Origin of the sequence: Streptomyces sp. NPDC002886, from assembly GCF_042888445.1 — a bacterium.
Classification (GTDB): domain Bacteria; phylum Actinomycetota; class Actinomycetes; order Streptomycetales; family Streptomycetaceae; genus Streptomyces.
On sequence record NZ_JBIAPV010000013.1, the window covers coordinates 239,937 to 262,058 of the forward strand.

The following is a 22,122-nucleotide window of genomic DNA, read 5'->3' on the forward strand; positions in this document are numbered from 1 at the left end:
TTGGGCACTACCCGAGCCGCCGCCACGTCCACGTGGTGGAGATCTCCAGCGGGTCCACGGGGGTGACCAGCTGGGGGAGGCTGTTCAGGCCGTTGGGCGGGCCCGACTGCGGTTCCACGCAGACCGCCTCGGACTCCTCGTCGTACACGACCACCCATTCGGAGCGGCTGGTGACCTTCAGCTCCAGGGCGTCGGGCCAGGTCAGGGTGACGTCGACCCCGTACGGCATGCCGAAGCAGTCGTCCCAGGGGCCCGGCTTCGGGTCGATGCGGTTGCCGGTGGGCAGGTGGTCGGCGCCGCGCTCCTCCTGCCAGGCGGCCTCGAAGTCGATGCGCACGTCCTCGCCGCCGTTGCCGAGGTTGCGGTGGAACCAGGGGTGCCAGCCGGCCTGCGCCGGGAAGGAGTCCTGGTAGGTCTCGATGCCCAGGGTCAGGGTCAGCGCGTTCTCGCCGAGCTCGAAGATCTGGGTGACCAGGCCCTCGTAGGGCCACGGGTCGGCGAGCGGGTACGTGAACGCGGCCTCGGTGTCGGTGGTCCGGGCGCGGCGCCAGGCGGCGTCCCGGCCGAAGCCGTGGATGGCGTGCGGCGGGTGGTTGAGCGGCAGCTGGTGCAGGGTCGCGCCGTCCTGGAACTGCCCGTCCCTGGTCCGGCCGCACCACGGGACCATGGGGAAGGACCCGTAGTGGTCCCCCTGCCGCAGCAGTTCCGTCCCGTCGATGCGCAGACTGCTGATCCGGCAGCCGTTCTCCTGGTCGATGGTCACCTCGGCGCCGCCGGCGCGCAGTTGCGTACTCATGCCATGACCTTAGTCAGCCCGGCGGGTGATCAGGTCCGCACGCGGGAGCGGGCGCGTTCCCCGGGTCCGGCGGGCGCGTTCCCCGGGTCAGCGGCGGCGGCGCAGGGCGCGGCCCAGGAGGACCGCCGAGGCCACGGCCACGGCGGCGGCCGGGGCGATCCAGCGGAGGTTGGCGTTCGCGGAGGCGGACGTCGGGGCCGGGACCGGGGCGTAGCGGCCGCGCGGGGGCGCGTGGTCGACCTCCTCGGCGCTGCGGCCGATCATCGTGCGACGGGCGTGCGCGGCCTCGGCCGGCGGACGCGGGGGTCCGCCCAGGTCCCCGAGGTCGGCCATGCCTTCGAAGGTGCCCTCCAGGAACGGGTCCAGGGACGGGGGCGGGACCTCGGTGTCGAACACGGACGCGGTGACCTCGGTGAACCCCGGGCCGGGGTCCTGGTCCGCGCCTTGGTCCGCGCCGTGGTCCGCGTCCTGGTCGACGCCCAAGTCCACGTCGCCGCTCAAGTCCACGTCGCCGCTCAAGCCCGCGTCGGCGTCCACAGCCTCGTCGTCCGGCCCGATCGCCCCGTCGACCGCGACGGCCGCGAGGTGCCCGGCGGCCCGGTCCAGGAGGCGGTGTGCGGCCGTGGCGGCAGCGTCGGGGTCGAAGGCGGCGGCGCGCCCGTCGGCGGCGGACTCGGCGGTGAACTCCAGCCGGGTGCCGCCGTCCGCCTCGGCGAGGCGCAGCGCGAGGGTGAGCTTCACGACCCCGCTCCCCCGCACCTCGGTTCCTTCGCCCGCGAGGGTGAAGCGGTCCGGGTCCTGCTCGGTGACGGAGAGAGCGCCGCGGTAGGTGACGGTGTGCCCGCCGACCCGCACCTTCAGCCGGCCGGACAGCGGCCCGGCCTCGGTGTCGGCGTCCTGCTGGAGCCCCGGCACGCACCGTGCCAGCCGGGCGGGGTCGCGCAGCACGGCGCGAACGTCGGCGGAGGGGACCGGTACGAACACCTGATGCTCCATGCGGACGAGCCTACCGACGCGGCCGCCCCGCCACGAGTACCCCGGCTACGCGTACCCCGCCTACGAGTACCTCGGGTGCGGCAGCGTCGACGGCGGGAGGCCCCCCACCCGGGTGCGCTCCGTGTCCCGGGCCGCGTCGGCCAGCGACTGCGTGGACAGGGAGCGCAGGGCGGGCGTCTCCCGGTCCACCCGCAGCCGGGGCACGCCGTCGGGGGCCGCCAGGACGAAGCCCCAGTCCTGCGGGAGCTTCGCCGCGGGGGCGGAGGCGCCGAGCGCCCGGTCGGGGCCGGCGGCGAAGCCCGAGAGGCGGCCGCCCGCGCTGTAGGGGGCGGTGCGCAGGCCGGCCGCGCGCAGGGTGGCCTCGACGGTCCAGTAGGTACGGGGCCTGGTGCCGGGCGGCCCCGCGTGGACGGCGAGCCGCCCGCCGGGGCGCAGGGCCCGCGCGGCCAGCCCGTAGAACTCCTGCGAGTACAGCTTCGTGCTGGGCGTGATCCCGGGGTCGGGCAGGTCGGAGACGATGACGTCGAAGCGGGCCCGGGCGGCGGGTGCGCGCAGCCAGCGGAAGGCGTCCGCGGTGACGACGCCGAGCCGCGGGTCCTCGTACGCCCGCCCGTTCAGCGCGGAGAGCATCGGGTCGGTCCGGGCGAGCCGCACGACTCCGGGGTCGAGCTCGACGACGGTGACGGAGGCGACGTCGCGGTAGCGCAGCACCTCGCGGGCGGCGAGTCCGTCGCCGCCGCCGAGGACCAGGACCCGGCTGTGGGGGCCGGTCATCGCGGGGTGCACGAGGGCCTCGTGGTAGCGGTACTCGTCGTAGCCGCTGACCCGCAGGCGGCCGTCGAGGAAGAGGTCGAGGGAGCGCGGTGAGCCGTTCGGGGGACCGGTGAGGACGAGTTCCTGCACGCCGGTCTGCACGGCGACGCGCACCTCGCCGCCGTAGACGGCGCGGCGGGCGACGCGTTCGAAGTCGTCGGCGAGGACGGTGGCGCAGCCCAGGGCGGCGAGGACGGTGATGTTGACGGCGACGAGCAGCCAGCGGGCGCGGCGGCTCAGGTCCCGGCGGAACAGCCACAGGACGAGGCCGCCGCCGGCGACGACGTTGACGGTCCCGGTGAGCATGGCGCCGGTGAGCTGCCCGAGGACGGGCAGCAGCAGGAAGGGGAAGGCGAGGCCGCCGACGAGGGCGCCGACGTAGTCGGCGGCGAACAGGTCGGCGACGGCGCCGCCCGCGTCCTGTCTGCGGATGCGCTGGATGAGGACCATCAGGAGCGGGATCTCGGCGCCGATGAGGACGCCGATGGCGAAGGAGAAGGCGACCAGCGCGGGCCGGGACTCCCCCAGCCAGGCGAAGCTGGCGTAGAGCGCCATGGCCGAGAGCCCGCCGAGCAGGGCGAGGCCCGCTTCGACGAGGGCGAAGCCGAAGGCGGGGCGGCCGCGCAGGGCCTTGGCCAGCAGGGAGCCGACGCCCATGGCGAAGACCATGACGGACAGCACGACCGACGCCTGGGTGACGGAGTCGCCGATCAGGTACGAGCCGAGGGCGAGCAGCTCCAGTTCGTATACGAGCCCGCAGGCGGCGCAGACGAACACGGTGGCGAGGACGAGCAGTCGGCCGGTCCTGGGCCGTACGGGCAGGGCGGCCGGGACGCGGGCCACACCGCGCGGCTCCGGAGCCGGATGGCGGCGCCACCGGGTGCGAAGCACCCCGCGCGGGGCGGAACGGTCGATCATGAAGCGAACCGTACGTCACGGTCTGCTCGCATCCGGTCACCCACATGGGTGTAAGTGGCGCACTGGTTCGGGCAGTTGGCGTAACCGCCCGGCAACTCCGCGACCCCGCGACCCCGGCGCCGCCGGATCGGCGCCGGCGCCCCGCAACGGGCGGCCGGGCGCCCCTAGATCAGCACCGGCGCCTGCGCGCCCACCCGCACGGCGCCCGGCGCGCCCGCGTCGGCTCCGGCGCCCGCCGCGGACGTCCGTACGCCGACCCGGGTACGGGTGGCCACCAACTGCCCTTCCTGCGGGTACGCGTGCCAGGTCCGCCACCGGACCTGACCCTCGTAGCGCTGCGCGAGCATGGCGGTGAAGGCGTGCGGGCTGCCGGGGAAGGTGCCGGCGAGCCCGTTCGGGTGATCCGCGACCAGCGCGAGCAGTTCCTGGGCCCGCCCGGCGAAGGAGCCGCGCGAGAGGTTCTCGACCCGCGCGGCGAACTCGTACTCCCAGTCGCCGACGCGCTTGGCCACGCCGAGCGGTAGCGGGGTGCTACTGCCGGGCATACAGGCGACGGTCTCGGAGCAGAGCACGTCGCCCTCCTCCAGGAGTACCTGGTGGGAGGCGCCGAGCAGGCGCAACTCCACTTTCGCGCCGTCCAGTTCGAGGTTCAGTACGGCCAGGGCGGGCAGCCGCTCCCGACCCAGGGCCCAGGCGAGATCGGCGGCACGCGTGTCGGTATAGGTGGTCTGGAGGGTCGTGAGCATGAGTCGGCTCCGCAAACGCGCGAGGGAGATGGGCCGGGGCCCGCCAGCGGTAGTCAACGGGTGGGGGGACACCGGCACGGGTCCACAGGAAGTCCAGGGAGGTCCGAGGACTGGTCTACTCAACCGAGGGAATCATGAAAGGCACGGCACTCACAGCGTTTTTACCCAAGTTGCAGGGGTTTACATCCCCTCGGGGGCTACACAGTTCACGTGTTCAACCACATGCCGCCCGTACGCCGTAATGCGCGGCCGTGACGTCCGAACAAGAAGACGCCCGACGGAAGTTGTGCCCGGCGGGCGCCTCACGTATGCGGGACGCGGCACGAAGGGTGGTCCGACGTCGGAAGCCATGGATCCCATGGATCCATGCTGCCCCGTGTCAGCTGGAACCGCATCCTCCGCCGCCACCGCAGGACGAGGACGAGGAACCGCAGCTGGACGAGGAGGAGCCACAGCTGGACGACGAGGAGCCGCACGAGGAGGAGTGGCCCGAGGAGCCGCTCCCGGCCCACCAGCCCGCACCGCCACCGGCGGCGCTGCCGCCCCCACGGCCCCCGCGGCCCCCGCGGCCACCTCCGGCCTTGACCGCCACCACGACGATCACCACGACCACCGCCACGAAGATCACTATTCCGAGGATCATCCCCCGACCCCTCTCTGCTGCCCCGGTTCCCCGGGGTGCGGGATCCCCTTCGTCCCGCGTGCTGGGGGGATGCCCGCGCCCTACGCGGCCCAAAGCACACTTGAGCAAGTCCAGAGCTTCCCCGCAGGATTGCGGCGATGAGTCAGGATGGCCCCCGGAGAATCGACGGGCACCCGAGTGAGAACGGTGGAGACATGAGCGCCAGACCACTGCTGAACCGAAGGCTGGACGGACTCGGGACGACGATCTTCGCGGAGATGTCGGCACTGGCGGCGGCGACGGGCGCGATCAACCTGGGCCAGGGCTTCCCGGACACGGACGGTCCGGAGTCGGTCCGTGAGGCTGCCGTACGCGCGCTGCGCGACGGCCGCGGCAACCAGTACCCGCCGGGCCCCGGCATCCCGGAGCTGCGCCAGGCGATCGCCGACCACCAGCGCCGCTTCTACGACCTGAGCCTCGACCCGGACACGGAGGTCTTGGTCACCGCGGGGGCCACGGAGGCGATCGCCGCGACCATGCTCGCGTTGCTGGAGCCGGGCGACGAGGTGATCGCCTTCGAACCGTTCTACGACTCCTACGCCGCCTGCATCGCCATGGCCGGCGCGCAGCGCGTACCGCTCACCCTGCACGCCCCGTCCTTCCGCCCGGACCTGGACGAGCTGCGCTCGAAGATCACCCCGCGGACCCGCCTGCTGCTCCTGAACACGCCTCACAACCCCACCGGGATGGTCCTCACCACCGAGGAGCAGAGCGCCATCGCCGCGCTCGCCGTCGAACACGACCTGCTCGTCGTCACCGACGAGGTGTACGAGCACCTGACCTTCGACGGTGCCACCCACGTCCCGATGGCGACGTTCCCCGGCATGCGCGAGCGCACCGTCTCCATCTCCTCCGCCGGCAAGACCTTCTCCTTCACCGGATGGAAGGTCGGCTGGGTCATGGCGGACGGCCCGCTCGTGGCAGCGGTCCGGACCGCCAAGCAGTACCTGACGTACGTCAGCGCCGGTCCGTTCCAGTACGCGATCGCCGAGGCCCTGCGCCTGCCGGACGCGTACTTCGACGGCTTCCGCACCGACATGCAACGCAAGCGCGACCTGCTCGGCGACGGCTTGCGCGCGGCCGGATTCGAGGTCTACCAGCCCCAGGGCACGTACTTCATCACGACCGACATCACCCCCTTCGGCGAGAAGGACGCCTACGCCTTCTGCCGCGCCCTCCCCGACCGCTGCGGCGTCGTGGCCATCCCCAACTCCGTCTTCTACGACGACCCCGACGCCGGTCGCAGCCAGGTCCGCTTCGCCTTCTGCAAGCAGGACGACGTCCTGCGCGAGGCCGCTTCCCGTCTTCAGCGGTGGTGACGCCCCTCAGACTCCGAGGTCGTCGATGAAGGCGATCCTCGGCACCGCTCCGGGATAAATGCGCGCCCTCTCGGCCGCCATCCATCGGATCAATGATTCAACGCGTTCAAGCGCCTCGGCGGGATCCGTCGACCCGGACATCAAGCCCAGCGCCTCCCGCATGTCGGCGGCCTTCTCGGGATATTGCTGCCCGAAGAGCTCGCAGCAGTCGTGCGGGTCGCGCGTATATATCTGAAGCCGTTCGGCAAACAGTTCCAGACCGGCACGCAGGACTCGCTTCACAAGGCGCAACACCAGGGTTTGAGGTAAATCCCCAGAGGCTCCACCCATGGCGTCCCGGACCGTCGCGAGATCGAGTTCGAGATTGAAAAGATGACTGAACGCGTCCGGACCGATCCGATACGGGGCGATCTGCGGGGCGAGATCCTCCCCATATATCAGAGCCGATTGCGTCTTGATATAGAAACCGCTCTTGCGGTCCGTGAGCACGGCTTTCACCGAGGTGGTGGCGAGATCGATGTCGACGGAGGCCGAGTGCCGGCTGAGGGTACGCTCCACCACCTCGGCCATCCAGGCCCTCTCGAACGCGCTGTCCTCGTGTGTCACAGCTATCAGGTCGAGGTCGGAGTGCCCGAATACGGCCGTCCCGGTCGCCACCGATCCCCGCACATAGACACTGGCGAGATCCCGATAACGGGTCCGGTATTCATGGACGAGACTGTCAATGAGCGGGCGCCACGGCCTTTCGACCTTCTCTGCGTCCGCGAGGTTGACCAGATGGCCGTCGGCATCAAGAGGAATAAACACTGGCCAATCCTTACCCGACTAGCAGCAGGCTGTCCGCTGTAGCGACTGCCTCAAGGAATCGATTGTTTTCGGCTGGGCTGCCCACCGTCACGCGGGCGGCTTCGGGGAAATCTCGTATGAGAACTCCCCGGTCCGCGCAATGTGCCGCGAAGCCGGCCGGATCCGGCATGGGGAGCCAGAAGAAATTGGCCTGTGATTCCGGCGTGCGGGGTGCGAACGCCTTCAGCGCCGGGAACATGCGGGCGCGTTCCGACGTGATGCGGTCAACGCGACGGCGCACCTCCTGTTCCTGCCGGAGCGCGACGAGCGCGGCGGCCTCGGCGATGGTGCTCGTGGCGAACGGCGCCAGGAGCTTGCGCATGGCACCCGCCACTTCCGGTGTGGCCGCAAGCCATCCCACGCGCAGTCCCGCGAGGCCCCAGGCCTTCGACATGGTGCGCAGCACCACCACGTTGCGCCGGTCCCCGTACTCGACGAGGCCGTCGGGAACATCGAGGTCCGTGACGAACTCGCCGTAGGCCTCGTCCAGCACGATCAGGACCGAATCCGGGACGGAGTCGATGAACTTCGTGAGCTCCGCACGGGTGACGGCGGTACTGGTCGGGTTGTTGGGATTGCAGATGAGGACCACACGGGTGTCGGGGGTCACTGCTTCTGCCATCGCCCGCAGATCCTGGCCGAACCCCTCGGTGCAGGGCACCCTCACGGGGCGCAGACTGCCGCCTACCGCCGCGACCGGATACGCCTCGTAGGAACGCCAGGAGAAGACGACCTCCTGGCCCGGTGCGCACACGGTCTTGAGGAGCAGTTCGAGAAGGTAGACCGAGCCGAACCCGGTGACGATGTGGTCCGGCGACAGTCCGTGGCGGTCGGCCAGCGCCTTGCGCAGGGCCAAAGCCGCCATGTCGGGATAGCGGTGGGCGTCACCGGCGGCGGAGCTGATCGCATCGACGACGCCGGGCAGCGGCCCGAAGGGCAACTCGTTGAGTGCGAGTCTCACGGAGCCATTCGTCTGCGGAGCCCCGTTGCCGTCAAGCGGAATGGGACTGGGCAGGTAGGACGGCAGGCCGTCCAGTTCCGGCCGGATGAGCCTGGTCTTCAACGGTTCTCCTAACATCGTGAGCTGTTCAGACGGAGGTGGCCGCAGGGACCACCGGCATACGGGATGAGTCCGTGGTCCACGCACCGTCGACGTGTTCGATGTAGTCGTAGAGGGGCTGGAACTGGACGCGCGCGCTGTCCTCGGAGGCCACGTACCGCTGCGTCTTGAGGGCGACATCGTGCGGAATCGGATCGATCGGCCCGAGGCCCGCCGACAGCACCTGCGCCTTGCACGCCCTTTCCAGGGTGATGTAGCGCCAGGCCGCGGCCTCCACCGAGGAGCCGACGGTGAGCAGGCCGTGGTACTTCATGATCAAGGTGTTCAGATCACCCAGGGATTCGGCGGTCGCACGGGCGTCTTCGAACGTGTGGGGAAGGCCGCCGAATTCGTGGTCCACCGCCTGATCCTGGTAGAAGGCGCAGGTGTCCTGGCTGATGACGGGAAGGATCCGGCCCGTGCCGGCCCAGATCCGCCCGTAAGGGGAATGGAAGTGTGCCGAGGCCACCACGTCCGGCCGGGCGGCATGCAGGCTGGAGTGCAGCACCAGGGCGCCGATGTTGACCGGGTGCCGGCCGGCGAGCACGTTCCCGCTGTAGTCCAGCAGGACGAGGTCGTCGACGTCGATCATCGACAGGTGCACTCCGACGGGGTTGACCCAGAAGGCGTTCGTCACTTCGGGGTCCCGGCACGCGAAGTGCCCCGCGAATCCCTCGCCTTCGTCGTACCCCCACCGCGAGAAGAGGCGGAGGGCGGCGATCAGTTGAGTCAGCCGATGCTGCCGCTCCTGGTGGACGGGCCGCGCAGGTTCGACATCGTCAGTGTCGTTGACCAGAACGATCGAGCCTTTGATGACGTGATCCCCTCATTGGTGGGTGCACCGTTGACGTCGCACCGCGGAAGTTCTCTTGTGTGATGGACCGCCACGGCCGGGCTTCCCTCGCCGTGTTCACAGGGCGGGAACCGGCGGCGGCGCGGGCGGACCCCGGGCGTCCGATGCCGGTGGCGGTCGCGTGGTCCGGGCCCGGGTCCGGGCCCTGGTCCGGGCCCGAGGACGGGCGCACTGGCGCGCCGGCGCCCGGGTGCTCCGGCGCGGCAGGGCGGGCACGAAGCGTGCCGGTGACCCTGCGGAGCAGCGCGGCCGTCAGGGGGCACCACGCCGGTGCGAGGCGAGCGGATCGGCTGCGTGGTGCGTGCCGCCCCCGCCCGCGATACGGCTCCGTCCGGCGGGCGGAGGGGCGGACGCTGTTCGGTCCGCTGGAACCCGTATCCACGGACGGCCCGCGGAGCCGCGCCCGGAAATCCCCCCGGGCCGGGGAAGGGCACTCGGCCGTTGAATCCCGGACGGCTTGCCGGATGCCCGTGCGAGCAGATGCTCAGGCGGCCTGAATGTTCGCGAAGTTCTCGGGGAATGCGTCGATGATGGCCTGCCTCATCGCCAGCTGCACGGTCTCGAAGTCACCGTCGCCCGGGACCGAAACGAATTCGGTGAATTCAGGGAGATCGATGTACGCGGACCGGAAGGAATCGAGGAACTCGGGGCTCTCCTCATCGATTCCCCGTATGTCGATCCGGCGTACGGCCTCGGCCGGGGAGATGTCCAGGAAGATCGTGAGATCCGGCTTGGGGGCATTCCCGAGGAGCCTGCGCAGGAAATCGACGCTACCGACCCCCTCGGCCTTGGCCAGGGCGTACTGGCAGTAGACGAAGCGGTCCAGGATCACGATGTCGGGTGACGTCATGAGGACCGGCTCGAAGGCAGCCACCCGGGCCAGCTGGGAGCAGGCGGAGATGAGGCGCATGGTCTCTCCGCCCACGAGCTCCAAGTGGTCTACCAGGCCGTCTTGTTCAGCCATGGCGTTGAGAGCCTTGCGGACGGGTGCCATGGTGACGCTCTGATGGGCCTGGCCCGGTACGCCCTGCGCGCGGAGCCATTCACCGAGAGCGCGCACCTGGGAGGACTTGCCGGCTCCGTCCAGACCCACCACGGCCACAAGTCGCCCGACCCTGGACTCTGATCCCGCGTGATTCTGCTGTGCGCGCACTTCGACCACCCTCGTGAACTGTTCCAATTACGGGGGAGGGAACGAGCGGCGCAACGAAAAAGATCCGTGTCCGGTGAATCCAACGCTTGAACTCGGCCCCCCCGCCGACTCCCAAGTAACCTATGGGTGTAGCCGCCAAGTTGTAAACCGGAGGCCTGTGATGTCTCGGGGATTGAGATGAGTTGAACTGCGGGATTTGATTTCACGGTGACAGATGAGGGTTTGACGCACAGGGGCCCGGGGCCCGGTGCGTGGCCATTTGTCCGATTCCCCTTGTATTTCCTGCCCCTGATTCGTCGCTCATGTCGGATTCCTGTTCCGATTTCAACCTTCAGCGACCGTGACGCTGAATTCCTTGAATCCGTAGGAATTCGGTCATTTGCGGATCGTCCGGCTGACTTCCCCTCAGGTTCCCGCCGTCCGAACGGAGCCCGCGGTCACCCCGCGACGGACCGGGCCTGCCGGCTCGGCTGGCCCAGCTGGCCGAGCAACGCCCTGCCGTCGTCGTCGAGTTCGTAGAAGACCCGGCCGCCCACTCGCTGCTTCCATGCGATGCCCGAGTCGGTGAGCACGGTGAGGTGCTGGGACACGGTGCTCTTGGCCAGGCCCAGGGTCCCGGCCAGCGAGGTCGTCGTCTGGGGTGATTCCAGCGCTCGGACGACCTGCGCCCTGCCCCTGCCCAGGAGAAGTGCCAGCCGGTCGTCCGTCTCCTGGTTCTGAACGGACTCGGCGAGGACGTGGAAATGACCGATGGCTCGCGCCTGGTAGGCCATCGCCATCGCACCCTCCCGCCTTCCACAGAGACGGAGTCCGCCGGCGAAGACGGTCGGTACGAGGAGCAACTGCGAGTGCGTCACGGTGAGATCGAGGTCATGGTGATACGGCGCGGTCAGCGTCGGGTGCGACCACATCACCCGGCCGTCCAGCTCGTGCAGCATGGCCTCGGGCCCCTGGACCACGAGAGTGCGTCCCCGGAAGAGGGTCTCCTCCTCCAGGCAGGACCGGATCGAACCCCAGTGGGGGGCGATCGCCCAGTCCCAGTAGCGCTCGAGCAGCTCGATGACCTGATCCGTCCGGCGGGACCGGGGATGCGTGGACCGCAGGTGTTCCAACTCGTCCGTGATGCTGCTGCGCGACGCACTGGGAACGGGGACGAAGTCCGGGTCGAGGAGGGGGAAATCGCGCTGCCGCATGGCATCCACCAAGTCCCGGGTCAGTTCGGCCGGCATGCCGGGCCGGACCGAGCGTGCCCAGTTCGCGTACGGGGACGGCACGTCTCCGCGGTAGCGGGCAAGGATGGCCAGGCTGCCGATCGCCTCCCACAGGGGGCTGATCGTCAGACGGATCCTGTGCAGGGTGGCGTCATCGATCTGTAGACGGATCAAGGCATCGCAGCCCGGCCGTGAGTCACCGCTACCACGTGACGATGCCCCTGCCCGTCAGGTCGTCGAGGAACTCCCAGACGTCCGCGGTCACTTCTTCCGGCTCGACGTCGTACTCGGTGACGACGAGCTGGATCACGCCCGCGACGCTGCGCAGGCCGTCCAGGGCGGCGAAGATGGTGTTGGCGGGGCCTGTGAGCTGGAGCGCGTCGCCCTCGCCCCCGATCCAGTAGTCACCGCGGACCAGACGTATGCGGGTACCGAGCGTCCTGCGGGGAACGGCATGGAGATCGCGTGTGGTCTGCTCGCTCATGAGGTCTCCACGCGCATGGCGATGTCCTGGCAGATGGTCAGGACCCTCGTGATCCACGGCCGGGGATCGGCCGGGTCGAATTCCTGCATGGTCTCGATCTTCCAGTAGTCCTCGAAGGAAATCGCCGACGGTGCCGCTGCTTTGAAACGATTGGGACGCCACTTGGGCTGGTGGCTTCCGTATTCTCCTTCGCCGTCGAGGAGCGCGTCGATGGAATATCCGAATGCGATGCGTGCGGACATCGTGGCGCTGTACAGGTCACCCTCGTCCATCTGCCCCAGAGCGTCTTCGACGGCATCGTCCGCGAGGACCAGGGAACGGACGACGGTGAAGGATCGGAAGGCGGTCGCCGCGAGCTTCTTCCTGGCCCCCTCGAGCCAGTCCTCCCCGCGCAGCGGCAGGCAGTTGACCAGCCGCGCCAGCGACTGCTCCTCCTTCTTGACCAGGGTGTTCTCGGCGATGGTGCCTGCTTCGTAGGCTTCCCAGGAGACCTTGGAAAGTATTTGGTCGATCTGGCCGTCCAGCCAATACGTCACCTCCCAGCGCTTCCCGGACTCGAAGAACACCTCGCTCCGGATGAACGGAGGGTCAAGCGGCAGGGGAATCGAATTGGGCGTATTCGGCAATTCATCGGCATTGAGGACGACATAGATGTCGAAGTCACTGCGCGCGTTGTCCCACCCGCGGGCGGTGGAGCCGACGACATACGCCGCCAGGGTCCCTTCGGGCAGCAGGTTCCTCGATTCGAGGGTCGCCAGCCAGTCGCCCGTCGCTACTTTCTGCATTCCATGGCCTTTCACAGGATCACGTACCAATTCCCGATGCCGGACGATCGTCAGCCCCGAGGCTCATCGCTCAGCTCACGTCGACGACCTACCGAGGACAGCAGGAGGGTCAAGGGTGCGACGAGGGTACCCGCGCAGGTGATCCACAACGCGGTCCTCAGCCCCGTGGCCGACGCGAGCACGCCGCTCAGCGCGGCGCCCACCGGCAGTGCGCCCCACGAGATGAAGCGGACCGTGGCCATCACCCGGGACAGGAGCTCCGGAGGGGAGTCCGTCTGCCGGTGGGTCCTGGCCATGATGCTGCCGATGACGGCGCCGAAGGAGAAGCCGGCCATGCCGAGGCCGTAGAAGGAGATGTTCGTCATCGACGTCGTCAGGGGAATGGCCAACGCCAGTGTTCCTCCGAAGGCGCTGGCGAGGATCATGGCCCGGGCGGTGCCCACGCGTCGGGACACCTTCGTCGCGACGGCCGAGCCCAGCAGCGCACCCACCCCGTCCATGGCGATCACCAGGCCGACGACGGTGGCCGATGCCTTCACCTCCCGCACCAGGTACAGGGGCGTCAGGGCGACCAGGGCCGCGTTCACGAGGTTCATCAGCGTCGCGTAGATCATGGCCGGACGCATCACGGGGTGACGCACGACGAAGTTCCAGCCCTCACGAATCAGCTGGAGGGGCTTGGCCTGCGGCTTTGCGGATGGCCTGCGCTCAGGGAGGGTCCGCAGGGTGATGGCCGACACCAGGAAGCTGACGGCGTCGATGGCCAGGACGCCGACCGGCCCGGTGAGCTGGATGAGCAGGCCGCTCAGGGAAGGTCCCCCGGTCTGGGTGACCGCGAGGGTGCCCGACATCAGGCTGTTCCGGGAGCTCAGCTCGTCCTTCTCGATGATGGCCGGCAGGAACGTCGTGTTCCCGATGGCGAAGAGCACCGTCGCCAAACCGCTGATGAAGGCGGCCAGCAGCACGTGGGGGTAGGTGAGCTGCCCCAGCCACCAGGCCACGGGTACGGAGCCGATCGCCACCAGTCGCACGAGGTCCAGGGTCACCTGCAGGCTCCGCAGGGGAACGCGCTGGACGATGACTCCGGCGGGCAGCGAAAGGATCAGCCAGGACACCTGGCTCGTGGCGGCGAGCAGCGTCGTCTCCAGCACCGTCGCGTCGAGGGCCATCACCGCCACGAGGGGCAGGGCCACCGCGGTCATGGCCGAGCCCACCTCGCTGACCGTCGTCGCCAGCCAGTACTTCCAGAACAGTTGGGCCGCATCGGACTTGGGTGGAACCGCTGTTGCCGTGCTCACGCCGTGACCTCCCTCGGTACGTATCCGGCCTTCTCGGACTCGTGGACGATGCCGACCAGCCCCGCTTCTTCGAATGAGCTCAGCGTCCGGACGTCGTCCAGCGCACCCACCTCGGCGAAATAGCGGGTGAGCTGGGACGCCGCCCCGGAGATGTCCCGGCGCACCTCGTGGGCCGGCCAGGATTCGGAGATGACCTGATCGATCTCCTCGCGCTTCAGGCCGATGCCGGCGAGGTGAGACGCCGCCCGGCCGTAGTCCGGTTCGAGGAACGCGTGGATCGCTCCGGGAACGAGGGGGCCCACGGCGCGTCGTTCCGAAGGCGTCAGCGCGGGCCAGAGGTACCTCAGTACGGAGCGGAAGTACACGTGGTGGCGACCCTCGTCCTCGGCGTGGTCACGGACGAGCTCCCGCACGGGGGACGGCAGCCGGTCGTCCCTCGGAATGTCCGAGAGGATGCCCGAGATCAGCGTCTCGCTGACGATCGCGAAGAGAAGCGCCTCGACCCCTCTGAGGGCATGGGGCAGCCGCTCGCGCAGCTCGTCGAGTCTCGTGACGAACGAAGGTCCCTCGGAACCCTCCACGCCCAGGCGCGGACAGCCCGTCGAGCTGGTGATCTGCCGGACGAAGTCGTCCGAGAACTGGGCGTGCCAGGCCTCGTCCGTGACTATCTTGTGAGCATCCGCTCTCATGTGCTCGGGCAAACCCAAACCTGAACGGCCACGACTGATCTTGGTCGCCACGGGGATGACGGCAAGGTTCTCGAGCTCGGTCGTGAAGTCGAGGTAGTCGTAGAGCCGTTGCAGCAGCAGCCCCCTGACCACGGCTTCCCCGCGGGAGGCGACCATCGGGTGCTTGACCACGGGGTAGAGCTCCGGCGGAAAGAAGAGGCTTCCGGTCCCTTCCCCCTCGAACTCCCGCCGGGGCCTCCTGCGCACGCTCGCCAGGGCGTCCCAGCGCTCGAAGCGGCTGGTGTACTCCCCGGCACGGGGTCTGGCCCCTACGGGCCCGGCCACGAGCTGCTCCTTGAACGCGCGCAGGTACACGGGGCCGCCCTCAGCCGACGGTGGAGAGGAAGCGCTGCTCGAAGAGGGCGTCCAGCTCCGCACTGACGTCGTCGAAGGTCACGCCCGCCTGACCGAGGACCGCGGCAAGCGTGGAACTGCCGTCCATGAGGCGCAGGGCGGCGAGGATCGGGGTCCCGTCCTCCAGGACGAACTCGATCTGTCCCTGAGCCGTCAGGTACCAGTTTCCCCGTTCGTCCGACAGCAGGAGGGCGTCCTCGGCCAGGGCGGGGATCTGGTCCAGGCCGTATTCACGGACGGGGGCGAACAGGTCCGCTGTCGTGGCGATCGGGTCCTGACCGCTCGGGAGAGCGGTCCGCGGAGCGCCGGCGGACAGCTTCTCGAGGATCGGCGGGTTCTCCACCATCTCGGAGAGCAGGCCCATGTTCACCACGCGCATGAGGAGTTCCACGGACGCCGAGTCCGTGTCGCCGCTGCCGAAGTGGGCGAGCTGCTGCCTGACCGCGTCCGCGTCGAGGTAGGCGTCCGCCCCCGGAGCCGACAGCGCCCGCTCGACCAGCTCGTGGTCATTGCTCCGCATCAGGTTCACGAGCATGCGGTAGGCGTAGTGGGTTCCGGGGCCGTAGAAGAACGGGCCCTTGGTCCGTTCGGCGATCCGCTGTGGAAGCAGGGACTTCACCGAGTCGCGCAGGATGCGCTTGTCCCACAGCAGCCGCGGGCGCAGGCGGTCCGGGATGCTCGCGCTCAGCTCGACCAGCCGGTGGTCGAGGAACGGAACGCGGGCCTCGATGCCGCTGCCGGCCGCGGTCCTGTCCTCGTGCCACACGTTGTACTGCTGGACCTTGCGGTATTCGGACTCGATGTAGGCGCGGTAGACGTCCGTGGTCCCCCGGTCCCGCATGCCGTCCAGGGCTCCGTCCGAGATCAGCGACGTGCCGCCGGACCACCAGGCCCGCAGTTCCGGCCGCTGATCGAGCCGGGTCTCGCGGTCCATGCCCTTCAGGTTGTCCAGGAACCTGCCCCAGTCGCCGCCGACGTCGTCCGAGTATCCGCCGTTGAACTCGTCACTGGCGGAGCCCAGGAGCATGCCGCGCAGTTCCGGGCGCTCGGTGCGGGCGAACCGGTGCAGCTCATGTTTGTAGTAGATCTCGGGGCCGGTCATGGGCGTCTCGGTCAGCCAGAGCAGCCGCGTCCATTCCTCGGGAGTGGGCACGTGGTCGGGCGCGAAGACGACCTGGTGGTTGTGGACGCCGAGTTCGCGGGCGAGCCAGTGGGCGTGTTCCGCGTCTCCGTTGAGGCGCGTTCCTCCGGACAGAGCCGTGAACGTGTGCACCTCGTCGACCTCGGAGAGGGCCATCGCGAGGACGCTCGCCGAGTCGATGCCGCCGGAGAGGAAGAGCCCGAGTTCGGTGTCCGCCGTGGCACATTCCCGGACGGACTCCCGCAGCAGTTCGCCGTACTGCTCGACGAGGGAATCCGCTCCGGCCGCATCGTCCCGCTCGGCGGGAAGTTCCCAGTAGCGGTGCTGCGTGGTCCGGCCGTCCTGGAGGTCGATGCGGAGGATCGTTGCCGCCGGCACGCTCTCCACGCCCTCGAACCACGTGGACATCTGCGGCGCGGTGAAACGCGGTGCGGCGGCCATCGTCGGACTCGTGAGCGCTTCCTCCCAGAGGAAGCGGCGGGGAGTCGCCGGATCGGCGAACAACCCCTTGATCTCCGAGGACAGGACGATCCGCTCGCGGTTGCGGTGGTAGTAGAGGGGCTTGATGCCGAACCGGTCACGGGCAAGGATCAGCTGACCCTTGGCGCGGTCCCACAGGATGACGGCGAACATGCCGCGTACGTCACGGAGGAAGTCCAGACCGTGCCGGCGGTAGAGGTGGAGAAGGACCTCGCAGTCCGAGCCGGTCTTGAGCTTGACGCCGGAGGGAAGCGCTGCGGCGAGTTCCTTGTGGTTGTAGACCTCGCCATTGGCGATCAGCACAAGGTTTCCGTCGTCACTGACCAACGGCTGACTGCCGTCCGCGGGATTCACGAGCGAAAGCCGGGTAAAGGCAAGACCCACCGGTCCGTTGCGGAGCAACTCCCGGTCGTCCGGTCCCCGGTGATGCATTATGTCGGCGAGCTCGTTCAGCAGGGAATCAGTTCCCTGGCCAAGGTTCTGCCCATCAAGCCGGGCAATGCCCGCGAGACCACACATGTCCATTCCCTTTACGTTCGCGCGCACCCGGCGTGAGGTAACACAGGTAAGGCGTGCATGCCCTTGAAAGGGGCATGCACACCTACAACTACCTGACTAATCTCAGGTGTTGGTGCGCAGGATGGTGCCCTGCGAGACCGTCTTGGCGGCCGGCTTGGAGTACTTCAGCATGAGAAATCACCTCTCTATCAAATAATTCCGAATCAACCGGGCTTGTCGGCCCGGCCTTTCCGGTGAGAGGAGCTAAACACGACTGCCGCCCGCAAGGCCAGGGATTCGCTCCTGACCGAACACGTCGGCCTCAGTGGCCGGAAGAGGGGGTGGGAGTTCCGGCAACGGCGCCGGGTGTCGTACGGTCAGCGTCGTTCGGGAGAACTGGGATTGCCCCGAACGGAACACAAGGCCCGAGCACCGTGGCCGTTCATCGTTGGCGTGAACCGAGGAGGCAGTGCAAGTGGGCGAGCAGGCACCCCGAATGAGGCCGGCACTCGAGTCGATACGCGGCTATCGGCCGGGGCGCTCCGTCGCGGCCTCCGGTGCGCAGGGCGGCTCCGTGTACAAGCTCTCCTCCAATGAGAACCCCTTCCCTCCGCTTCCCGGCGTACTGGAAAGGGCCCTCGCCGGTGCGGGCGGCATCAACCGCTATCCCGATCTGGCCTGCGGGGAGCTCGTCCACGAACTCGCGGAATACCTCGGTGTGCCTACGTCGCACATCGCGACGGGGACCGGTTCCGTGGGGGTCACCCAGCAGCTGCTGCAAGCGACCGCCGAACCGGGAGACGAAGTCCTGTTCGCCTGGCGGTCGTTCGAGGCCTATCCGGTGCTGACCCGGATCGTGGGAGCCGACTCGGTGCGGGTCCCGCTCACCACCGGGGCGGTGCACGACCTGGATGCGATGGCCTCCGCGATCACCGAGCGCACCAGACTGGTCTTCGTCTGCAATCCCAACAACCCCACCGGAACCATCGTGCGCCGGGCGGAGCTCGAGCGCTTCCTCGACCGGGTTCCCCCGGACGTGCTCGTGGTCCTCGACGAGGCATACATCGAGTTCGTGCGGGACGGCGACTTCCCCGACGGAATCGAGGTGTACCGCAGCCGGCCCAACGTCTGTGTCCTGCGCACCTTCTCCAAGGCGTTCGGACTGGCCGGACTGCGCGTGGGATTCGCGGTGGCACACGAACCCGTCGCGGCGGCGCTGCGCAAGACGGCCGTGCCCTTCGGGGTGAGCCGGTTCGCCCAGGACGCGGCCGTCGCCGCGCTGCAGGCGGACGGACCGATGCGCGAACGCGTGGCCGCGCTCGTGGCCGAGCGGGACCGGGTATCGGCGGCGCTGACCGAGCAGGGATGGGCCGTGCCGCCGTCGCACGCCAACTTCGTGTGGCTCGCCACCCGCGAACGCACGGCCGCCTTCGCGCAGGCCTGCGAGGACGAGGGAGTTCTGGTGCGTGCGTTCGACGGCGAGGGCGTCCGGATCAGCATCGGCGAGCGGACCGCGAACGACCGCTTCCTCTTCGCCGCCGAGCGTTTTCACAAGGAAACGGTCCGCTGACGCGCGGGGCGTTCCGCCGCGACGGGCCGCCGTCCAATCAGCCCGTGTCCGCCGCGAGCCTGCGGCGAACCGGGTTGCGCAGGGCCCACTGTCCGACGGCCGCCAGAGCGCACAGGGCCGCGCACGTGTACCAGAGCACGGAAGCCCCGGCCTCCAGCAGATGGGTACCGCCGAGCGGCGCGGTGAACGAACCGAGCCCCCAGGCCAGTCCGTACAGCCCGTTGTACCGGCCGCGCAGGTGCACCGGTGCCAGATCGGCGACCAGGGCGGATCCGATCGAGGTCAGCAGGACCTCGCCGACGGTCCAGACGGCAACCGCTCCCGCATAACCGGGAGTTGTCGACACCCAGGCCGTGGCGGCGTTGCCGGCGCCCATCAGCACCATGCCGAGGACGAGCCCGTGCGTGCGGTCGAAGCTCCCCAGCCGGTGCCCGATGAGCGGTTGGAGCACCACGATGGTCAGTCCGTTGAGGGCCATGACCAGGCCGTACGAGGACGTGGCCAGCCCTTGTCGTTCCATCGCCAGGGGCAGCGTGGTCAGGGCCTGCATGAAGACGAAGGCACACAGGAGGGTCAGGGAGACGAAGATGAGCATCACGCGGTCCCGCAGGACGTCGGCCACCCGGCCCCGGTCGATGCCTTCCCGGCGAGTGGGCCCTTCGGGTACGCCACGCCAGACGAGGACACCGAAGACGGCGCAGCTCAGCGCATCGATCCAGAACAGCGTGAGGAACCCGTCCCTGGCCAGTGCCCCGCCGAGCGCCATCGACAGGGCGAATCCCAGGTTGACCGCCCAGAGCAGCATCCCGAACGCCCTGGGGCGTCCCTCCGGCGGGATCAGGTCGGCCACGATCGCCTGGGACGCGGGCCGGAACAGGTCCAGTGCGATGCCGAGGAGGAACACCACCACGATGACGACGGGGGTGCTCCCGGCATAGCCGAGGGCCAGCATGAGCCCGCCCGTGGCCAGCATGCCGCCGGTCAGTGCGACGCGCCGGCCCCAGCGGTCCGCGATCACTCCGCCGATCGGCTGGGAGAGAACCCCTCCCACTCCCAGCACCGCGAGCACGGCGCCGATCTCCGTGGCGGACAGCCCCCGCTCACGACTCAGATAAAAGGAGAGAAAAGGGATAACCATCGTGCCGAGGCGGTTGATCAGGGTTCCCGACCAGAGAATCCAGAAAGGTCCGGGAAGACCGCCGAATCTGGTCTGGGCTTTTGATGACCGCCCGTCCGTAACGGGTTCTTGCTTGGTCCACATGGCCGGGAATCCTTGCACGATAACGACTCGACTGTCGAGTCGGACGCCCGAGGATTCGGTGCCAGATAGTGAGATGGAAGGTTGACGGGACTCGCGAGAACGACGAAGGATACACATGATCAAGACTGACAACGGGGGAGACGTTGGGAACTAATTCTCACGCGGCGGGGAAGCCGCATGTCGTCCTTGTGGACACATATGAGACGGCCTCGCACGGCGTACCGCAGACCGCTCGCCACATAGCACCCGCATTCATCCGGGCCGGATTTCCGTGCGTCCGGATCCAGAGCTCACCCGAGCCGCCCGCCGTATACCGTTCTTCGAGCCCCGCGCTGGACAACTACGCGGCGAACATCGTGCACGACGGCGATCTGGACCGGACCCTGAAGGAGCTCGCCCCGTACCGGCCGGTCGCCGTGATGGCCGGCGGTGAATACGGAGTGGCCTTCGCCGACATCCTGGGCGAGGCGCTCGGACTGCCGTCGAACGGCACCCGGCGCAGCGAGACCCGCAGGGACAAGGCCTCGATGGCCGAGGCGGCGCATGCCGCGGGCCTGCTCACCGCACGGCAGCTGCGTGCCGAGACCGAGGCCGAACTGGTGCGGTGGCACCGGGAGACCGGCGGCCGCATCGTCGTCAAGCCGCTGCGCAGCGCGGGCGGGGACGGCGTCGCCTTCTGCGACACCCCGCAGGAGTCGGCCGCGGCCTTCCGGCGGATCATCGGCTCCGACGACATCTTTTCGGCCACCAATACGGCGGTCCTCGCCCAAGAATACCTGGTGGGTGCGGAGTACATCGTCAACACGGCCAGCCTCGACGGGCACCACCACGCGGCCGAGATCTGGCGCAGCTCCCGGTACTCCGTCAACGGGATCACCGACCTGTCGGGGGCCTGCTACATCGTGCCGCGCCGGGGCGAGGTCCAGGAGGCACTGGTCCAGTACGCCTTCGCCGTACTGGACGCCCTCGGCATCCGGCAGGGGCCGGCGCACGTCGAACTCAAGATGACCCCGAAGGGCCCCTGTCTCATCGAGGCGGGTGCCCGGCTGTCCGGCGGTGACCTGCCGCATTACGCACAGCTGGCCACCGGCGAGTCCCAGCTCGACTGGGCCGTCGACTCGTACGTCCGGCCCCGGCGGTTTCTCGCCCGCAGGGGCGAGCCCTACGAAATCGACCGGCACTTCGCCTGGGTGGCACTCATCTCACCCACCACCGGGAAACTGGCGAGATATTCCGGCCTCGACCGGATCTCCTCGCTGGAGAGTTTCCGGGAAATGTGGGAGCTCGTCCGGCCGGGCGACCAGATCGTGCCGACCGTGAACGACATGACCTATCCCGTAATCATTAACCTTATGCATGAAGTGGAAGAGATCGTCCACCGCGACATGGGGACGATCCGATATATCGACGGGGCGAGTTTCTATGAAATCGATCAGTAAGTATCCCCTTTCCCACTCCTATACGAGGGGGAAGTGACCGTGGTTGCGCAGATAGCTGATTACCGGCAGATCGCCGCCTTTTCCACGGACATCACCCCCGCCACGCGCTACCTCTCGGTCGCCACGCTCGCGGACGACCCCGCCGGCCTGACCTGCAGTGTCACCGTGGGCATGCGATGGGCCGCGACCCACGGTCGGGCGGGCCGGCTGCTCGGCTACCCGTCGTTCGAACTGGCCGCCGCGACGGTGAAGGAGGGCCGGCACGACGCCCTGCTCGTCGCCGGCGCGTACCCGGAGATCCGGTCGTTCTTCTTCGACCCGCAGCTCCGCGCGGTCGAGGCCTTCATCGGCACCCTGCCCGACATGGTCCTCGCGGCTCCCGAGGACCATGCGGCCCTCCCCCGCTTCGACATCGTCCACTACCACCCGGCGACCAGGGTCCTGTTCGAGGCCGGTGTCGAGAACCGCACGCTGGACGCGGTGCAGGCCACGTCCAACAGCGCGGCGTGCCGCAGTGCCTTGGACGATCCACGGGCGGCGGCCGCCATCACCAACCAGACCTGCGCCGACCACTACGGCCTCAAAACCATCGAGGTACTCTCGGCCGGTACGCCGATGAGCTTCGTCGTGTTCGAGCGGAGGAACCCGTAGA

The 22,122-nt window shown here is 68.8% G+C and carries 20 protein-coding genes; 4 read left to right on the forward strand and 16 right to left on the reverse strand.

What is annotated here, in order from left to right; genetic code table 11:
• Positions 1–7 precede the first annotated feature (7 nt).
• The 5 genes from ACFYYB_RS37660 to ACFYYB_RS37680 form a co-directional block, all read right to left on the reverse strand.
• Positions 8–796, reverse strand: coding sequence for an aldose 1-epimerase (locus tag ACFYYB_RS37660; RefSeq protein WP_389442261.1), 789 nt, complete (start codon positions 794–796; stop codon positions 8–10).
• Positions 797–883: 87 nt separating this feature from the next.
• The gene (locus tag ACFYYB_RS37665) at positions 884–1,792 is read right to left on the reverse strand and encodes an SRPBCC family protein (protein WP_389442264.1); all 909 of its coding nucleotides are present in this window, start codon (positions 1,790–1,792) and stop codon (positions 884–886) included.
• 60 nt (positions 1,793–1,852) lie between these two features.
• The gene (locus ACFYYB_RS37670; RefSeq protein WP_389442266.1) at positions 1,853–3,523 is read right to left on the reverse strand and encodes a polyamine aminopropyltransferase; all 1,671 of its coding nucleotides are present in this window, start codon (positions 3,521–3,523) and stop codon (positions 1,853–1,855) included.
• Between the two features lie 164 nt (positions 3,524–3,687).
• On the reverse strand, positions 3,688–4,269 hold the full coding sequence (locus tag ACFYYB_RS37675; RefSeq protein ID WP_389442269.1) for a DUF2617 family protein: 582 nt from the start codon (positions 4,267–4,269) through the stop codon (positions 3,688–3,690).
• A gap of 379 nt (positions 4,270–4,648) precedes the next feature.
• A complete protein-coding gene (locus tag ACFYYB_RS37680) occupies positions 4,649–4,912 on the reverse strand; it encodes a hypothetical protein (RefSeq protein WP_389442272.1) in 264 nt (87 codons plus the stop codon).
• A 194-nt stretch (positions 4,913–5,106) separates the two neighbouring features.
• Between ACFYYB_RS37680 and ACFYYB_RS37685 the strand changes: the two genes are divergently transcribed.
• Positions 5,107–6,270, forward strand: a complete 1,164-nt coding sequence (locus tag ACFYYB_RS37685; RefSeq protein ID WP_389442275.1) for a pyridoxal phosphate-dependent aminotransferase — start codon at positions 5,107–5,109, stop codon at positions 6,268–6,270.
• Positions 6,271–6,276: 6 nt separating this feature from the next.
• Here ACFYYB_RS37685 and ACFYYB_RS37690 read toward each other — a convergent pair whose 3' ends face one another.
• From ACFYYB_RS37690 to asnB, 10 genes are all read right to left on the reverse strand, one after another.
• Entirely contained in the window at positions 6,277–7,077 is an 801-nt protein-coding gene (locus tag ACFYYB_RS37690; protein WP_389442278.1) for a nucleotidyltransferase domain-containing protein, read from the reverse strand.
• Positions 7,078–7,087: 10 nt separating this feature from the next.
• Positions 7,088–8,179 carry a histidinol-phosphate transaminase gene (locus ACFYYB_RS37695; protein WP_389442280.1) on the reverse strand — a complete coding sequence of 364 codons (1,092 nt, stop codon included), beginning with the start codon at positions 8,177–8,179 and terminating at the stop codon, positions 7,088–7,090.
• A gap of 25 nt (positions 8,180–8,204) precedes the next feature.
• Complete coding sequence (locus tag ACFYYB_RS37700; RefSeq protein ID WP_389442375.1) at positions 8,205–9,029, reverse strand: class II aldolase/adducin family protein; 825 nt, start codon at positions 9,027–9,029, stop codon at positions 8,205–8,207.
• 523 nt (positions 9,030–9,552) lie between these two features.
• Positions 9,553–10,164, reverse strand: a complete 612-nt coding sequence (locus ACFYYB_RS37705) for a dTMP kinase (protein WP_389442283.1) — start codon at positions 10,162–10,164, stop codon at positions 9,553–9,555.
• A 494-nt stretch (positions 10,165–10,658) separates the two neighbouring features.
• The gene (locus ACFYYB_RS37710; protein ID WP_389442285.1) at positions 10,659–11,606 is read right to left on the reverse strand and encodes an ArsR/SmtB family transcription factor; all 948 of its coding nucleotides are present in this window, start codon (positions 11,604–11,606) and stop codon (positions 10,659–10,661) included.
• Between the two features lie 28 nt (positions 11,607–11,634).
• Entirely contained in the window at positions 11,635–11,916 is a 282-nt protein-coding gene (locus ACFYYB_RS37715) for a PqqD family protein (protein ID WP_389442288.1), read from the reverse strand.
• A complete protein-coding gene (locus ACFYYB_RS37720) occupies positions 11,913–12,701 on the reverse strand; it encodes a hypothetical protein (protein WP_389442290.1) in 789 nt (262 codons plus the stop codon). Before ACFYYB_RS37720 ends, ACFYYB_RS37715 begins: the two co-directional genes overlap by 4 nt.
• Positions 12,702–12,751: 50 nt before the next feature.
• Complete coding sequence (locus tag ACFYYB_RS37725) at positions 12,752–13,999, reverse strand: MFS transporter (protein WP_389442292.1); 1,248 nt, start codon at positions 13,997–13,999, stop codon at positions 12,752–12,754.
• Entirely contained in the window at positions 13,996–15,042 is a 1,047-nt protein-coding gene (locus ACFYYB_RS37730; protein WP_389442294.1) for a diiron oxygenase, read from the reverse strand. Before ACFYYB_RS37730 ends, ACFYYB_RS37725 begins: the two co-directional genes overlap by 4 nt.
• A 10-nt stretch (positions 15,043–15,052) precedes the next feature.
• Complete coding sequence (gene asnB / locus ACFYYB_RS37735) at positions 15,053–17,227, reverse strand: asparagine synthase (glutamine-hydrolyzing) (protein WP_389442296.1); 2,175 nt, start codon at positions 17,225–17,227, stop codon at positions 15,053–15,055.
• A gap of 469 nt (positions 17,228–17,696) precedes the next feature.
• Between asnB and hisC the strand changes: the two genes are divergently transcribed.
• Entirely contained in the window at positions 17,697–18,770 is a 1,074-nt protein-coding gene (hisC, locus tag ACFYYB_RS37740) for a histidinol-phosphate transaminase (protein ID WP_389442298.1), read from the forward strand.
• Between the two features lie 37 nt (positions 18,771–18,807).
• Here the strand turns inward: hisC and ACFYYB_RS37745 are convergent, their stop codons facing one another.
• Positions 18,808–20,031, reverse strand: coding sequence for an MDR family MFS transporter (locus tag ACFYYB_RS37745; RefSeq protein WP_389442301.1), 1,224 nt, complete (start codon positions 20,029–20,031; stop codon positions 18,808–18,810).
• Positions 20,032–20,219: 188 nt separating this feature from the next.
• On the opposite strand from ACFYYB_RS37745, the gene ACFYYB_RS37750 reads away from it, so the two are divergent.
• Both ACFYYB_RS37750 and ACFYYB_RS37755 read left to right on the forward strand, forming a co-directional pair.
• Positions 20,220–21,470 carry an ATP-grasp domain-containing protein gene (locus ACFYYB_RS37750; protein ID WP_389442304.1) on the forward strand — a complete coding sequence of 417 codons (1,251 nt, stop codon included), beginning with the start codon at positions 20,220–20,222 and terminating at the stop codon, positions 21,468–21,470.
• Between the two features lie 33 nt (positions 21,471–21,503).
• Complete coding sequence (locus ACFYYB_RS37755; protein ID WP_389442307.1) at positions 21,504–22,121, forward strand: hypothetical protein; 618 nt, start codon at positions 21,504–21,506, stop codon at positions 22,119–22,121.
• Position 22,122: the final 1 nt, after the last annotated feature.

Excerpts from the sequence above, each read along its gene's own strand:
- ACFYYB_RS37670 (WP_389442266.1), bottom strand. The coding sequence starts at position 3,523 with ATGATCGACCGTTCCGCCCCGCGCGGGGTGCTTCGCACCCGGTGGCGC.
- ACFYYB_RS37715 (WP_389442288.1), bottom strand. The coding sequence starts at position 11,916 with ATGAGCGAGCAGACCACACGCGATCTCCATGCCGTTCCCCGCAGGACG.
- hisC (WP_389442298.1), top strand. The coding sequence starts at position 17,697 with ATGAGGCCGGCACTCGAGTCGATACGCGGCTATCGGCCGGGGCGCTCC.
- ACFYYB_RS37675 (WP_389442269.1), bottom strand. The coding sequence starts at position 4,269 with ATGCTCACGACCCTCCAGACCACCTATACCGACACGCGTGCCGCCGAT.
- ACFYYB_RS37665 (WP_389442264.1), bottom strand. The coding sequence starts at position 1,792 with ATGGAGCATCAGGTGTTCGTACCGGTCCCCTCCGCCGACGTTCGCGCC.
- ACFYYB_RS37660 (WP_389442261.1), bottom strand. The coding sequence starts at position 796 with ATGAGTACGCAACTGCGCGCCGGCGGCGCCGAGGTGACCATCGACCAG.
- ACFYYB_RS37745 (WP_389442301.1), bottom strand. The coding sequence starts at position 20,031 with ATGTGGACCAAGCAAGAACCCGTTACGGACGGGCGGTCATCAAAAGCC.
- ACFYYB_RS37720 (WP_389442290.1), bottom strand. The coding sequence starts at position 12,701 with ATGCAGAAAGTAGCGACGGGCGACTGGCTGGCGACCCTCGAATCGAGG.
- ACFYYB_RS37680 (WP_389442272.1), bottom strand. The coding sequence starts at position 4,912 with ATGATCCTCGGAATAGTGATCTTCGTGGCGGTGGTCGTGGTGATCGTC.
- ACFYYB_RS37685 (WP_389442275.1), top strand. The coding sequence starts at position 5,107 with ATGAGCGCCAGACCACTGCTGAACCGAAGGCTGGACGGACTCGGGACG.
- asnB (WP_389442296.1), bottom strand. The coding sequence starts at position 17,227 with ATGGACATGTGTGGTCTCGCGGGCATTGCCCGGCTTGATGGGCAGAAC.